Consider the following 14,577-nt stretch of genomic DNA (forward strand, 5'->3'; position numbering starts at 1 on the left):
CAGCAAAGGCTGGGTTTTTTGTTTATTAAATGTAATTACTGGCGAGTATCCATTAATTACATTTAATAAACGCTTAAAGCTAGTTTTCACTAGCCAAAAACTAAATCTCGTTTACGCACTTACTTAGCGAGCACGGAATACGATACGACCTTTCGATAAATCGTAAGGAGTCATTTCTACCGTTACTTTATCGCCGGTTAAAATACGGATATAGTTTTTGCGCATTTTACCTGAAATATGAGCCACAACTACGTGACCATTTTCTAGCTCAACTCGGAACATTGTATTTGGTAAAGTATCAAGGACTGTCCCTTGCATTTCGATTACGTCTTCTTTCGCCATGTTTAGCGTAACACCTCTTTAATAGTTAAACGCTGCAGATTTTGCCCAAAATACGCCAATAAGTAAAGGCGCAGGGGCTATTTTTGTAAATTAAATAGCCAGCCACTGGTCATTGCACTGTTTTTGAGCAGGTAAAAACTGCGTTTTATAGTTCATTTTGTCGCATTCATCTATTTGATAGCCTAAATAAACAAATTGTTTTTGTTGCAGTTTAGCAAATTTAAGTTGCTGTAATATCATTACAGTGCCTAAACTAAAGTGCTCATAGTCAGGGTCAAAAAATGTATAAATTGCCGAAATAGCATTGTCCATACAATCAGTTACAGCAACAGCCACTAAGTTTTCTTGATCCCAAAGCTCTATAAAGGTAATGGTTAACCAGCTACAAAACAAAAAGCTTTGAAATTGTGATTTATCAGGTGGATACATACTACCGTCTTGGTGGCGCAAGCTAATGTATTTACTGTAAAGTGGATAGTATTGTTCGCGTTCAACTTGAGAATATTTTACCTCAAAGCGGTTTTTTGCTTTGTTAAGTTTACGTTTTTGCGATTTTGTCGGCATAAACTCATCAGCTAAAACGCGCACAGAACTACACGCGCTGCAAATAGGGCAGTGCGGACGGTAAATTTGGTTACCACTGCGACGAAAGCCTAATGCTAACAATGACTCAAATTTAGTACTACTGTAACAACTCGGATCGAGTATGACCAACAGTTGCTCTTGGCGGTTAGGCAAATAACTGCATTCAAATGGTTGGCTTAGGCCAATACGAGCGGGAAGTTGTTCATTCATAAATCGCGATTAGCTCCTGTGGCTGCCACATACTGGCAGCTGGGGTGTAACACTGTGCTTTATTAAGTTTAGTTAAAAATTCTTCACGTGGAATAACGCTAGCACCTAACGACATTAAATAAGGATTTTCTAATTGGCAATCAATAAAGTGCGCATTATGGCGTTTAAGCCAATTAACCAGCGCCCACATAGCCAGTTTGGAGCAATTTGTTTGATGATGAAACATTGATTCACCACAAAAAACACCTGTTTGCATGATGCCATATAAGCCACCTGCAAGCTCTCCCTCGCGCCAAACCTCTAAACTATGAGCAAGGCCATGGTGATGGGCTTTAATGTACGCCTGTTGCATTTGTGGGGTGATCCAGGTGCCATCGGTATCAATACGTTGATCGCGACATGCTTCTATCACTTCTTCAAAGGCATGGTTTATGGTTACGGTGACCGGGTGCTTTTTTAAATTTTTTCGTAGGCTTTTACTAACATGAAAGTCATTGAGCTCAACAATACCGCGCTCACTAGGCGACCACCACATAATTGGCTCGTGCTCACTAAACCACGGAAAAATACCTTGGCTGTAGGCATTTTTTAATCGCGCTACCGATAAGCATCCACCAATGGCAAGTAAACCATCGGGATCATCTAATGCATGGATGGGATCAGGAAAAGCAAAGTGGCTTTGAGCGAGTTGATAGAGTTGTTTAGTCATAACACCGATTGAATAACTGCATGGTCAAGGTAAAGTGTAACCTGTTGCTTTAAAATCACAAACCACAAATTATTGTGTTGTCCATAGGGTTGAGCAGGGCTTACATTCCTGTTAGATAAATTTTAGACATAAAAAAAGCGCGTTAAAAAACGCGCTTAATTAAATGGTAAACTAATCGAATTAGCTAACCACTTTTACAGGTACTGCTTGTCCAGCGTTAAACTTAGTTGTCATTGCTTCTTCAACAGGTGTAAACGAGGTAAGGTCAATACCTTCAACCGCAGACTTATACTCTTCGATAGTCGGGAAACGACCAAGTACAGTAGAAAGTACTACAACCGGCGTAGAACCTAGTAGTGACTCACCTTTTTTCTCAGATGTATCGGCTACTACACGGCCTTGGAACAGACGAGTTGATGTTGCGATAACAGTGTCACCAGGTTCTGCTTTTTCTTGGTTACCCATACATAAGTTACAACCAGGGCGTTCTAGGTATAGGATATTTTCATACTTAGTACGTGCCGCTGTTTTTGGTTTTTCATCGTCAAATTCAAAACCTGCGTATTTAGCAAGAATATCCCAGTCGCCTTCCGCTTTAAGCTCATCAACAATGTTGTATGTTGGTGGCGCAACAACTAATGGTGCTTTGAATGAGATAGAACCGTTTTTCTTTTCTAGGTTACGCAGCATATGAGCAATAATTTTCATATCGCCTTTGTGAACCATACACGAACCAACGAAACCTAAATCAACAGGTTTGTCGTTGTAAAAAGAAACAGGGCGGATCACATCGTGAGTATAACGCTTAGAAACATCATCGTTGTTCACGTCTGGATCGGCAATCATTGGCTCAACGATTTGGTCCAAATCAACCACAACTTCTGCGTGGTATTTAGCGTTGTCGTCTGGAGAAAGTGCTGGCTCTTCACCAGATTGAATACCTGCAATACGTTTGTCAGCTAAGTCGATTAGACCTTGTAGCGTTTGCGCTTCGTTATCCATACCTTTGTTGATCATGATTTGGATACGTGATTTAGCAAGTTCAATTGACTTAATTAGCGTTTCATCATTTGAAATACAGATTGACGCTTTCGCTTTCATTTCTGCAGTCCAGTCAGTGAAAGTAAACGCTTGGTCAGCCATTAGGGTACCAATATGCACTTCAATGATACGACCTTGGAATACGTTTTCGCCACCAAATTGCTTAAGCATTTGCGCTTGCGTTGCATGTACAACGTCGCGGAAATCCATGTGCTTAGCCATTTTGCCTTTAAACGTCACTTTAACTGAATCAGGAATCGGCATCGCTGATTCACCGGTTGCAAGTGCAACAGCAACAGTACCTGAATCGGCACCAAAGGCAACGCCTTTAGACATACGAGTATGCGAGTCACCACCGATGATGATAGCGCGATCATCAATTGTAATGTCGTTCAATACTTTGTGAATAACGTCAGTCATTGCATGGTAAACGCCTTTCGGGTCACGTGCAGTGATCAAACCAAACTTATTCATAAACGCCATTAGTTTAGGAATGTTAGCTTGTGCTTTGCTATCCCATACTGATGCAGTGTGACAACCAGACTGATAAGCACCATCAACAAGTGGTGAAATCGTTGAAGCCGCCATCGCTTCTAATTCTTGTGCTGTCATTGGACCGGTTGTATCTTGCGAACCAACGATGTTCACTTTAACGCGAACGTTTGAGCCTGCATGAAGTGGTGTATCAGATAGAACACCTACCGCATTACGGTTAAAGATTTTTTCAACCGCTGTTAAGCCTTGGCCTTCATGTGAAATTTCTTTTGAAGGTGCATACACAAGAGGAGTTTCAATGCCGAGCGTTTCAGCAGCAAACGTCTGTAGTTTCTTACCAAATACTACAGCGTATGAACCACCAGCTTTCATGAATTCAACTTTTTGCGGTGTGAACGCTGATGATACATCAACCAGTTCTTTATCACCGTTATAAAGCTTTTTCTCTTTTGTATTGATTGTTAATACAGTACCTGTGGCAACTGAATAAGCTTCTTCAAGCACTGCATCGCCATTTTCATCAGTTACAGTATTGCCGTCTGCATCTACTTTCTTAACCCAGTTTTTAAGATCAAGACCAATACCGCCGGTTACATCAACCGTCGTTAAGAAGATTGGTGCGATACCATTAGTACCTGCAACAACAGGTGCAATGTTGATGAAAGGAACGTATGGACTTGCTTGTTTACCCGCCCAAAGTGCAACGTTATTTACACCAGACATACGAGATGAACCAACGCCCATGGTGCCTTTTTCAGCAATAAGCATTACTTTAGCATTAGGGTGTTTCTTTTGAAGTTCAACGATTTCTTGTTGTGCTTCTTCAGTGATCATACACTTACCGTGTAATTCACGGTCAGCACGTGAGTGTGCTTGGTTACCTGGAGACAGTAAATCAGTTGAGATGTCGCCTTCACCAGCAATGTAAGTTACTACTTCGATTTTTTCTTCGATGTCAGGTAGTTTTGTGAAGAATTCAGCTTTTGAGAAACTCTTTAGTAATTCTTTAGCAATTGCGTTACCTGCTTCGTAGGCCGCTTTTATGCGCTCCATATCAGCATCGTATAAGAATACCTGAGTTTTAAGTACTTCAGCCGCTTGTGCTGCGATTGCTGCGTCATCACCAAATGCTAAATCAATTAGCATTTCAATTGACGGGCCGCCTTTCATGTGTGAAAGCAGTTCAAATGCAAATTCTGGAGTGATCTCTGCAACGTGCTCTTCACCTAAAATGATTTCTTTTAGAAACTGTGCTTTAACGCCCGCAGCACTAGTTGTTCCAGGTAAAGTATTATAAATAAAGAAATGCAGTGAATCTTTACGGTGCTCGTTATTAGTATCTTTAATTTGATTAATTATTTCTGATACTAGTTCAGCGCTATCGATTGGTTGTGGGCTTAATCCAAGCTCCGTTTTACGGGTTTGGATTTCTTCCATATATTTTGTATACAAACTCATAGAAAACTCTCGGTAATTTACTTGATATGAAGTTTAGCATTTTAACTGATTTTACAGTTTCTAGTAATGCCTAAATGAATAAAGCTTTTATTCCTGACGATAATTATAGCTAGTTTTACTTATATAATTTGACGGTATTTGTTGCTCACCCTTGGATCCTATCGCACCTAAGCCATTAATTGTATAAATAAAACTAATTTCAATTATAAGTACAATGAATTTTGGTGTTAGTACAGTTATGTTTGGGCACAAAAAAGGGCTGAAAATTCAGCCCTTTTCTAATTTAGATTCTAAATTACAGATTATCTAAAAAGCGTTCTGCATCAAGTGCAGCCATACAGCCAGTACCCGCAGAAGTGATTGCTTGACGGTAGATATGATCAGACACATCACCGGCAGCAAATACGCCTGGCACACTAGTTTGTGTTGCATTACCGTTAAGACCAGACTCAACTACTAAGTAGCCGTCTTTCATTTCTAGCTGACCTTCAAACATATCAGTGTTTGGCTTATGGCCAATGGCAATAAACACACCCGCTAAATCAAGTTCTTCAGTAGCATCTGATGCCACATCTTTAATGCGAACGCCGGTAACACCCATTTGGTCACCAAGCACTTCATCAAGTGTACGGTTGTAGTGCATGACAACGTTACCGTTCGCTGCTTTTTCAGCAAGGCGGTCAGCAAGAATCTTTTCACTACGGAAACTATCACGACGGTGAATAACATGAACTTCATCAGCAATGTTAGATAGGTATAACGCTTCTTCAACCGCTGTATTACCACCACCAACAACCGCTACTTTTTGACCTTTATAGAAAAAGCCGTCACAGGTTGCACAAGCAGAAACGCCACGACCTTGGAAATTCGTCTCAGACTCTAAGCCTAAATATTTAGCAGAGGCACCTGTTGCAATGATTAAAGCATCACAGGTGTAAGTACCTTGGTCACCGGTTAGTGTGAAAGGGCGCTTAGATACGTCAACTTTGTTGATGTGGTCGAACACAATTTCAGTTTCAAAGCGTTCTGCATGCTCTTTCATACGATCCATTAATGCAGGGCCGGTTAAACCGTGTGCATCGCCAGGCCAGTTTTCAACTTCAGTAGTGGTTGTTAGCTGACCACCTTGTTGAATACCTGTAATTAAAACAGGGTTTAAATTAGCACGTGCAGCGTAAACTGCAGCTGTATAGCCTGCAGGGCCCGAACCTAAAATAAGTAACTTACAATGTTTTGCTTCAGTCATGATCTTTTCCTAAACGTTTAATACGGTTTTAATGCGCCCGATTCTAAGAAAAACAAGCAGGAAGTAAATAAAAGATGAGATTATTTTTTTTCGCAAATTCCGAAGCTGTTCATTAATGTGTACTAGCAAATGACTTACAAGCAGTGCTCGACTAATAAATAGACTGTTAGCCAATAAAACGACGTTAATTCATGACCAGCCTGATTTTTTTTGTTATCTTTTAACTAATTTTGATTTGTCACTGCTTAATTATGTGACCTAAGTGAATAGGCAACTATGTTATTTTGGCAAGAGAAACCCGCATTTGGGTTGACTTCAAAAGACGTTAACGTCTTAACCAATGCGCAAGAATACCGTACGCAATTGTTAGATTTAATTGCCAACGCAAAAAAACGAATTTATATCACCACACTTTACTTACAAGATGATGAAGCGGGTCGTGAAATATTAGCTGCACTACACAGTGCTTCGTTAGCTAATCCTGAGCTTGAGATAAAAGTATTGGTGGATTTTCATCGTGCGCAACGCGGTTTAATTGGAGCTGAAAAGTCAGAGGGCAATGCAAGCTTATATTGCGACGATTTAGAAAAATTTAATTCAAACGTTCAAGTGTATGGTGTCCCCGTAAAGGCAAAAGAATTGTTTGGGGTGTTGCATTTAAAAGGCTTTGTTATTGACGACACACTGCTCTACAGCGGTGCCAGTTTAAATAATGTGTATTTGCAATATAGCGACCGATACCGGCTCGATCGCTACTTTTTAGTCTCGCAAAGCGATTTATGTGACTCAGTAGTCGATTTTATCGAATCAACTTTATTAAGCTCTGAAGCGGTACCAAGAATTGATCAACGACCGCTTAAACGCATGGCTGACTTTAAGCTTGAACAAAAGCAACTTATGCGTGAGCTTAAATCGGCAAGCTATAAAAATGCGCAAGAGTTTAATACCCATGCAATGGGTATTCGTTTATTTTTAGGGTTAGGCCGTCGTAATAACGAGCTCAATCGCTTAATTAAAGCGTTATTTGATACCACCGAGCAAGAGTTGGTGTTATACACGCCGTATTTTAATTTTCCAGCGCCTTTAATGCGCTCTTTACGTCGCTTATTAAAGCAAGGTAAGCAGGTGACTATTGTGGTGGGCGATAAAACCGCAAACGATTTTTATCTGCCACCTAGCGAGCCATTTAGTAAAATTGGTGCACTGCCGTATTTATACGAAACTATTTTGCACAAGTTTGTAAAATCGCAAAAACGCCACATAGATAATGGTAATCTAAACGTATACCTTTGGAAACACGAGAGTAACTCGTTCCATCTAAAAGGGATTTGCTGCGACCGCAAAGTACATTTACTCAGTGGGCATAACCTAAATCCGCGCGCGTGGGGGCTCGATATCGAAAATGGCATCCTGATAGAAGATCCTGAGCAAACGATAATGCGCGACATTGATAATGAACGCCAAGAAATTTTAAAGCATTGTCGTCGTTTAACCGGTCCAAATGATTTAGAAACCATGGACGATTACCCGCAGCCGGTGAAAAAACTGCTTGGTCAAGCTAAGCGCGTAAAAGTCGATTTTATTATTAAACGATTTATATAATACGAGGGTCTGTTGACCACAGACCCTAAAATTTAGATACAAAAAAAGCAGCTAATTAGCTGCTTTTTTAATGCTTATACCTAAATAATGACTTAGGTATAAGCGGTAACAATAATAGTTACGCGTTTTCTACTGCAGTGCGTGGGTCAACATATTCCATGTTGAACGCTTCAGCTACTTCTTTGTAAGTTACTTGACCTTTAATTACGTTTAAGCCTTTTAAGAAGTGAGCGTCATCTAGTAGTGCTTTTTTGTAACCTTTGTTTGCAAGGTTAATGATGAACGGTAATGTTGCATTATTAAGTGCAAACGTCGATGTACGTGGAACAGCACCAGGCATGTTAGCAACACAGTAGTGAACAACTTCATCAACGATGAAAGTAGGATCAGCGTGCGTAGTTGCTTTAGAAGTGGCAATACAACCACCTTGGTCAATGGCAACATCAACAATAGCAGCACCTGGCTTCATTGCTTTAATGTGTTCAGCAGTCACTAGTTTAGGTGCAGCAGCACCTGGGATAAGCACGCCACCAATTACTAGATCAGCTTCTAATACGTGCTTTTCAAGCGCGTCAGCTGTTGAGTAAATAGCTTTAACTTTGTTACCAAACTGTGCGTCTAGTGCACGTAGTACGTCGATGTTACGGTCAAGTACAACAACCTCAGCACCTAAGCCAACCGCCATTTGTGCAGCACTACGACCAACCATGCCGCCACCAATAACAACAACTTTAGCTGGCTCAACACCTGGTACACCACCTAGTAACATACCACGACCGTGGTTTGCTTTTTCTAGCGCTTGTGCACCTGCTTGAATAGACATACGACCCGCTACTTCACTCATTGGTGCCAATAGTGGTAAACCGCCGCGTGCGTCAGTCACTGTTTCATAAGCAATACAGATTGCTTTACTTTTAACAAGGTCTTCAGTTTGTGGAAGATCCGGTGCAAGGTGAAGGTAAGTGAAAAGAATTTGGTCTTCACGTAACATTGCACGTTCAACAGCTTGTGGCTCTTTTACCTTGATGATCATTTCTGCTTTTGCAAAAACGTCAGCAGCTGTTTCTAAAATTTCAGCACCTGCTTGAACATAATCATCATCTGTAAAACCAATGCCCATACCAGCGTTAGTTTCAACAATCACTTGGTGGCCGTGATTTACAAGTTCGCGAACACTCGCAGGAACCATACCTACACGGTACTCATGGTTTTTAATTTCTTTAGGTACACCAATAATCATAATTTTGCCTTGTTAGAACGGGATAAAAATTTTTCACTATTATATTCATGCTAGGGTAGTGTGTCTCACCTTTTTTTAAGGTCTTTGTAGTGTTAGTATCTGTTAAATCGATTTTATTAGAATAAAAAACTAAAAAGCTATGCATAACTTATTAGACCGTATTGATCGCAAGATTTTAGTCGAATTACAACTCGATGGCCGCCTGTCAAATGTTGAACTGGCCCGACGAGTTGGCCTAAGCGCCACGCCCTGTCTAGAGCGAGTGAAAAAGCTAGAGCGCGAAGGATATATTTTAGGCTACAAAGCCGTGGTTGATCCTGCCAAGCTTGGCCAAGGGCTTTCTGTGTATGTAGAAGTAACCATTACCAAAACATCGCCCGACGTATTTGAAGAGTTCAGTGCCGCTGTTAGAAAGCACGAAGAAATTATAGAATGTCATTTGGTTTCGGGTAATTTCGACTTTTTATTAAAAACCCGGGTTAACGATATGTCAGAATACCGAGGCGTGCTCGGTGATATACTATTAAAGCTGCCTAATGTGAGTGAAAGCCGCACTTATGTAGTCATGGAAGAAGTAAAAGGTGAAGAGGGCGTCGTTATTCGTCCTTTTGTTGCTTAATGATAGAGTAACAGCCTTTAATATACTTTTATTGTTGCAGCCAACTTTGCTTTTTTAATAAGTGTACGACTAAATAATAAAAACTTGTTCATAATCAGGCCATCATGGTTAAGATAAAGTGCATCAAAATACATTTCCTGCTAAGGTATTCTATTGCCAAGTGAGTGTAAAAAATAATAATGAGGGATAGGTAATTATGCGCCTAAACGGTGTACAAAGACTATTAGAAACGGGGCTCATCGTCAGCACCTTTGCAGCGGTATTTATTTTATGTGCTTTAATTAGTTTTCATCCTGCCGATCCAGCTTGGTCGCAAACGGGTGAATTTACCAACGTACAAAATATTACGGGTACAGCGGGCGCGTGGGTGGCCGACATACTATTACTTACCTTTGGCTGGCTTGCCTATTTTGTGCCAGCGGCTATTCAGCTGCTAGGTTACTTGGTGTTTAAGCAGCCACACCGTATTTTACAACTCGATTACACCACACTTGGATTACGCATTATTGGTTTTGCGCTGTTTATTACCTCAGCAACCGCTATTAGCAGTATTAATTTTGATGATATTTATAACTTTTCATCCGGTGGGGTAGTGGGTGATGTGATTGCATCAGCCATGATGCCAGCGTTTAATTTTACCGGTACCTCTATTTTACTACTGTGTTTCTTTTTTGCAGGCTTAACATTGTTAACGGGTGTGTCGTGGGTACAATTTGTTGATTACTTAGGTGATTTAATTGTTCGGTTATACCGCTTTTTGGTGACCTATGCCCGGGGCTGGATGCAACGCGAACGCATTGCAGGTAAAGTACAAGACGAGCAACCCGATGCTTATTTTGAAGACGATACACGCCAACAAGAACCTGATCTTGCTAATAAAGTAGCAGACAAACCAAAAGCACTCGACAAACCAACAACTAAAGTAAACGCCCCTCAAGACGACGAATTTATGCCGTTTGACGAGCTTGACCAAATACTCGATCAAGAAATTAGCTTTAGCGCCATAGACGATGAACCTATGGACACCGAGGCAGCACTTAACGCGCTGGATCAAAGCCCTGTGGTTGAACCTGAAAAACCAGCAACAACCGTGGTTTCACCAGCAAGGCCAATTAACAAGCCAAAATCAGGGTTTCAACCGCCGCCAACTGCAAAAGAAAAGTTTGAGCAATTATTAGAGCAAGAGCCACCTCCGGGGCCATTGCCATCACTTGATTTACTCGACAGACCCGACAAAGCTAAAAACCCAATTTCGCAAGAAGAGCTTGATAGTGTATCGCGCCTTGTAGAAACAAAATTACTCGATTTTAACGTACAAGCAACCGTAGTTGGAGTATATCCAGGGCCTGTTGTTACTCGTTTTGAGCTTGATTTAGCACCGGGTATTAAGGTGTCTAAAATTACAGGGCTGTCAAAAGATTTAGCGCGTTCACTTTCGGCAATTAGTGTGCGCGTGGTTGAAGTTATTCCAGGTAAAACCTATATCGGTATTGAGTTGCCTAATAAATACCGTGAAATTGTACGTTTATCAGAAGTCATAAACGCGCCTAAGTTTGAGCAAAATCCCTCGCCATTAACCATGGTGCTAGGTAAAGATATTGCAGGGCAACCTGTGTGTGCCGACCTAGGTAAAATGCCACACTTACTGGTAGCTGGTACAACCGGTTCAGGTAAGTCAGTGGGCGTTAATGTAATGATATTAAGCTTACTGTATAAATCGGGCCCTGAAGATGTTCGTATGATCATGATTGACCCGAAAATGCTTGAGCTTTCAGTATACGAAGGCATTCCGCATTTATTATGTGAAGTTGTGACCGACATGAAAGAAGCGGCTAACGCACTGCGCTGGTGTGTAGGTGAAATGGAACGCCGCTATAAGCTGATGTCGGCTTTAGGTGTACGTAACTTAAAAGGTTACAATCAAAAAGTAATGGAAGCCAAAGAAGCGGGCTACCCAATTATGGATCCATTATTTAAAGACACCGACGGCATGAAAGACGGCCCTGATGAGCTAGATAAATTACCTAGCATAGTGGTGGTTATTGACGAATTTGCCGACATGATGATGATTGTAGGTAAAAAAGTTGAAGAGTTAATTGCCCGTATAGCGCAAAAAGCCCGTGCTGCGGGTATTCATTTAATTTTGGCAACACAGCGTCCGTCGGTTGATGTAATAACCGGTTTAATAAAAGCGAATATACCTACACGTATGGCGTTTCAGGTATCAAGTAAAATAGACTCGCGCACCATACTTGATCAACAAGGCGCAGAAAATTTATTAGGCATGGGTGACATGCTTTATTTACCGCCAGGTACCAGTGTACCTGAGCGTGTGCATGGCGCGTTTGTAGACGACCATGAAGTACATGCTGTGGTAAACGATTGGAAAGCCCGTGCTAAACCAAATTACATAGACGAGATTTTAAATGGCGATGCCACGGAAGATATTCTATTACCAGGTGAAGCCAGCGAAAATGGCGATGAAGAGTCAGATCCGTTATACGACGAAGCGGTCGCCTTTGTAATAGAAACCGGTAAAGTATCGGTATCGTCAGTGCAACGTAAATTACGTGTAGGCTATAACCGTGCTGCACGATTAGTAGAACAAATGGAAACATCAGGTATCGTGAGTGCACCAGGACACAACGGGGCGCGCGATGTATTAGTACCTAATGGAGCAAATTAATGAAAAAATTAAACAGTTTATTATTGGTATTGGGCAGTTTAGTGGCGATGCCAAGCTTTGCTGACGACAGCCAAGCATTACAAGATAAGTTATCGACCTTAAAAAGCTTTAAAGCACAATTTAAACAGAACGTAACCGACGGTGAAGGCCAACTGGTAATGCAAGGTCAAGGCAATATTGCGTTGCAACAGCCATTAATGATCCGCTGGCAGCAAACTAACCCAGACGACACTTTATTTGTATCAAACGGCGATAAAACCTATTACTTTGATAGCTTTGCTGAGCAAGTAACCATTATGAAAACCAGCGGTTTAATTGACTCAACGCCGTTTATATTGCTCACCTCTAAAGACCCTGCGCAATGGGAAAAATACAGCGTGATCGCTACTGACTTAGGCTTTAGCATTACCCCAAATAAAGGCGTAGAAAGCCAAGTAGAGCAGCTTGATATTACTTTTGCTGATAACGAGCAAGGGCTTGCAAAACTGGTAGTTAAAGATAACTCAGGCCAGCTGTCTGCGTTTACATTTAGCAATGCACAGGTTAATACTGAGCTTGATAAAACAACTTTTGAATTTACCCCGCCAGCGGGTGTAGAAATAGACGATCAGAGTAACGGTGAGTAATTTAGGATTTAACTTTGGGCCCGATGTGCGCCCACTCGCTGCGCGTATGCGCCCTTTATCGCTTAACGATTATATAGGGCAGCAACATTTACTCAGCGCTGATAAACCTCTTCATCAAGCGATAGTAGCAGGGCGCTGCCATAGTTTAATTTTATGGGGGCCGCCGGGGGTAGGTAAAACTACGCTGGCGCAAATTATTGCCAACCATGCCAACGCTGAACTAATTCAAATGTCGGCAGTAACCGCTGGCGTAAAAGATATTCGCGATAGCGTAACCCAAGCTCGCGATAACTTACAAAGCCGTGGTCAGCGCACTTTAATGTTTGTTGATGAAGTACACCGCTTTAATAAGTCTCAGCAAGATGCGTTTTTACCGCATATTGAAGATGGCACTTTTATATTTGTAGGCGCCACTACCGAAAACCCCTCGTTTGCGCTTAATAACGCGATTTTATCTCGCGCAAGGGTGTATGTATTAAAATCCTTGCAGGAAAGCGATTTATACACAGTAATAGAGCGCGCACTCAAACAAGACGAACAACTTAGCCAAAAGCAAATCGTGATTGCAGATAACGCTAAACAAGCGCTGTGCCAAGCAAGCGGTGGCGATGCTCGTAAAGTGCTTAATTTACTCGAGCAAGCAGTCGATTTAACCACTGAGCAAAACGGCAAGTACAACGTAGACGAACAGGTACTGAGCCAAGTACTCCCTACGCATTTAGCTAAATACGATAAAGGCGGCGATGAATTTTACGATTTAATTTCGGCGTTTCATAAATCAGTACGGGGCAGTTCGCCCGATGGCGCGCTTTACTGGTACTGCCGTATTTTAGCCGGTGGCGGCGATCCGCTGTATGTTGCAAGGCGCTTATTAGCGATTGCCACAGAAGACATCGGCAACGCCGATCCACGCGCGATGGAAGTGGCTTTAAATGCATGGGATATATTCCAACGTGTTGGCCCAAGTGAAGGCGAACGTGCTATTGCGCAGGCCACCTTGTATTTAGCCAGTGCACCTAAAAGCAATGCGGTTTATATGGCGTTTAATCAAGCCAAACAAGATGCTAAAAACGAGCCAAGCTACCCAGTACCAGAGCATTTACGTAATGCCCCCACTAATTTAATGAAAGACTTAGGCTATGGCGCAGAGTATCGATATGCGCATAATGAAGAAGGCGCATTTGCTGCTGGCGAAAAATACCTACCGCCAGAAATGGATGGCAAACAATACTACCAGCCAAGTGATCGTGGACTTGAGCAAAAAATTAAACAAAAGCTCGATTATTTAAAAGAGCGCGACGCACAAAGCCCAATAAAACGTTATGAGCATGATTAAACTTTACATGATGATAGCCCTTGGCGGAGCGTCAGGAGCCTGTTTACGGTTTTTTATTAGCGAAACCATGCTAAAACTCCTCGGTAGGGGATTCCCTTTTGGCACGTTGACGGTTAATATTCTGGGTTCATTGTTGATGGGCATTTTATACGGTTTAATAGATAAACAAGTTATTGCCGTCAGTCCTGCTAAAACCCTCATCGGAATTGGCTTTTTAGGTGCGTTAACCACCTTTTCAACATTCTCAATGGATTCGTTGTTGTTATTACAACAAGGTCACTTTATTAAAATGGCCCTCAATATCATCTTAAACGTGATGGTGTGTATTTTTATGGCTTGGCTGGGCCTTCAGCTAGTAATGCAAAAAGGTTAAAAAACTAAC

At 41.6% G+C, this 14,577-nt stretch carries 12 protein-coding genes; 6 read left to right on the top strand and 6 right to left on the bottom strand.

What is annotated here, in order from left to right; translation table 11 throughout:
- Positions 1-123: 123 nt before the first annotated feature.
- The 5 genes from infA to trxB all read right to left on the bottom strand — a co-directional run bounded on the left by infA (position 124) and on the right by trxB (position 6,086).
- The gene (gene infA / locus A9479_RS07735; protein WP_002962494.1) at positions 124-342 is read right to left on the bottom strand and encodes a translation initiation factor IF-1; all 219 of its coding nucleotides are present in this window, start codon (positions 340-342) and stop codon (positions 124-126) included.
- Between the two features lie 90 nt (positions 343-432).
- A complete protein-coding gene (locus tag A9479_RS07740) occupies positions 433-1,137 on the bottom strand; it encodes an arginyltransferase (RefSeq protein ID WP_064663105.1) in 705 nt (234 codons plus the stop codon).
- The gene (aat, locus tag A9479_RS07745; RefSeq protein ID WP_064663106.1) at positions 1,130-1,846 is read right to left on the bottom strand and encodes a leucyl/phenylalanyl-tRNA--protein transferase; all 717 of its coding nucleotides are present in this window, start codon (positions 1,844-1,846) and stop codon (positions 1,130-1,132) included. The genes A9479_RS07740 and aat overlap by 8 nt, the downstream gene beginning before the upstream one ends.
- 180 nt (positions 1,847-2,026) lie before the next feature.
- Positions 2,027-4,840 carry a bifunctional aconitate hydratase 2/2-methylisocitrate dehydratase gene (locus A9479_RS07750; protein WP_082918308.1) on the bottom strand — a complete coding sequence of 938 codons (2,814 nt, stop codon included), beginning with the start codon at positions 4,838-4,840 and terminating at the stop codon, positions 2,027-2,029.
- Positions 4,841-5,135: 295 nt separating this feature from the next.
- On the bottom strand, positions 5,136-6,086 hold the full coding sequence (gene trxB / locus A9479_RS07755) for a thioredoxin-disulfide reductase (RefSeq protein ID WP_008110078.1): 951 nt from the start codon (positions 6,084-6,086) through the stop codon (positions 5,136-5,138).
- Positions 6,087-6,362: 276 nt separating this feature from the next.
- On the opposite strand from trxB, the gene pssA reads away from it, so the two are divergent.
- Entirely contained in the window at positions 6,363-7,688 is a 1,326-nt protein-coding gene (pssA, locus tag A9479_RS07760; RefSeq protein ID WP_064663108.1) for a CDP-diacylglycerol--serine O-phosphatidyltransferase, read from the top strand.
- Positions 7,689-7,806: 118 nt separating this feature from the next.
- On the opposite strand, the gene ald is transcribed toward pssA, so the two are convergent.
- Positions 7,807-8,928, bottom strand: a complete 1,122-nt coding sequence (ald, locus tag A9479_RS07765; RefSeq protein WP_013464758.1) for an alanine dehydrogenase — start codon at positions 8,926-8,928, stop codon at positions 7,807-7,809.
- Positions 8,929-9,067: 139 nt separating this feature from the next.
- Here ald and lrp point away from each other — a divergent pair, with 139 nt between their 5' ends.
- The 5 genes from lrp (at position 9,068) to crcB (ending at position 14,568) form a co-directional block, all read left to right on the top strand.
- On the top strand, positions 9,068-9,547 hold the full coding sequence (gene lrp, locus A9479_RS07770; protein WP_008110073.1) for a leucine-responsive transcriptional regulator Lrp: 480 nt from the start codon (positions 9,068-9,070) through the stop codon (positions 9,545-9,547).
- Positions 9,548-9,743: 196 nt separating this feature from the next.
- Positions 9,744-12,233, top strand: a complete 2,490-nt coding sequence (locus A9479_RS07775; protein ID WP_064663109.1) for a DNA translocase FtsK — start codon at positions 9,744-9,746, stop codon at positions 12,231-12,233.
- Entirely contained in the window at positions 12,233-12,859 is a 627-nt protein-coding gene (gene lolA / locus A9479_RS07780; RefSeq protein WP_013464761.1) for an outer membrane lipoprotein chaperone LolA, read from the top strand. The genes A9479_RS07775 and lolA overlap by 1 nt, the downstream gene beginning before the upstream one ends.
- The gene (locus A9479_RS07785; protein WP_064663110.1) at positions 12,852-14,195 is read left to right on the top strand and encodes a replication-associated recombination protein A; all 1,344 of its coding nucleotides are present in this window, start codon (positions 12,852-12,854) and stop codon (positions 14,193-14,195) included. The genes lolA and A9479_RS07785 overlap by 8 nt, the downstream gene beginning before the upstream one ends.
- On the top strand, positions 14,188-14,568 hold the full coding sequence (gene crcB / locus A9479_RS07790) for a fluoride efflux transporter CrcB (RefSeq protein WP_010389726.1): 381 nt from the start codon (positions 14,188-14,190) through the stop codon (positions 14,566-14,568). Before A9479_RS07785 ends, crcB begins: the two co-directional genes overlap by 8 nt.
- Positions 14,569-14,577 lie beyond the last annotated feature (9 nt).

Origin of the sequence: Pseudoalteromonas sp. MQS005, from assembly GCF_001661605.1 — a bacterium.
In the GTDB taxonomy this organism is placed as follows: domain Bacteria; phylum Pseudomonadota; class Gammaproteobacteria; order Enterobacterales; family Alteromonadaceae; genus Pseudoalteromonas; species Pseudoalteromonas tetraodonis.

Bases quoted from the DNA above. Each gene is read 5' to 3' on its own strand.
- infA (WP_002962494.1), bottom strand. From the start codon at position 342: ATGGCGAAAGAAGACGTAATCGAAATGCAAGGGACAGTCCTTGATACT.
- A9479_RS07740 (WP_064663105.1), bottom strand. From the start codon at position 1,137: ATGAATGAACAACTTCCCGCTCGTATTGGCCTAAGCCAACCATTTGAA.
- aat (WP_064663106.1), bottom strand. From the start codon at position 1,846: ATGACTAAACAACTCTATCAACTCGCTCAAAGCCACTTTGCTTTTCCT.
- A9479_RS07750 (WP_082918308.1), bottom strand. From the start codon at position 4,840: ATGAGTTTGTATACAAAATATATGGAAGAAATCCAAACCCGTAAAACG.
- trxB (WP_008110078.1), bottom strand. From the start codon at position 6,086: ATGACTGAAGCAAAACATTGTAAGTTACTTATTTTAGGTTCGGGCCCT.
- pssA (WP_064663108.1), top strand. From the start codon at position 6,363: ATGTTATTTTGGCAAGAGAAACCCGCATTTGGGTTGACTTCAAAAGAC.
- ald (WP_013464758.1), bottom strand. From the start codon at position 8,928: ATGATTATTGGTGTACCTAAAGAAATTAAAAACCATGAGTACCGTGTA.
- lrp (WP_008110073.1), top strand. From the start codon at position 9,068: ATGCATAACTTATTAGACCGTATTGATCGCAAGATTTTAGTCGAATTA.
- A9479_RS07775 (WP_064663109.1), top strand. From the start codon at position 9,744: ATGCGCCTAAACGGTGTACAAAGACTATTAGAAACGGGGCTCATCGTC.
- lolA (WP_013464761.1), top strand. From the start codon at position 12,233: ATGAAAAAATTAAACAGTTTATTATTGGTATTGGGCAGTTTAGTGGCG.
- crcB (WP_010389726.1), top strand. From the start codon at position 14,188: ATGATTAAACTTTACATGATGATAGCCCTTGGCGGAGCGTCAGGAGCC.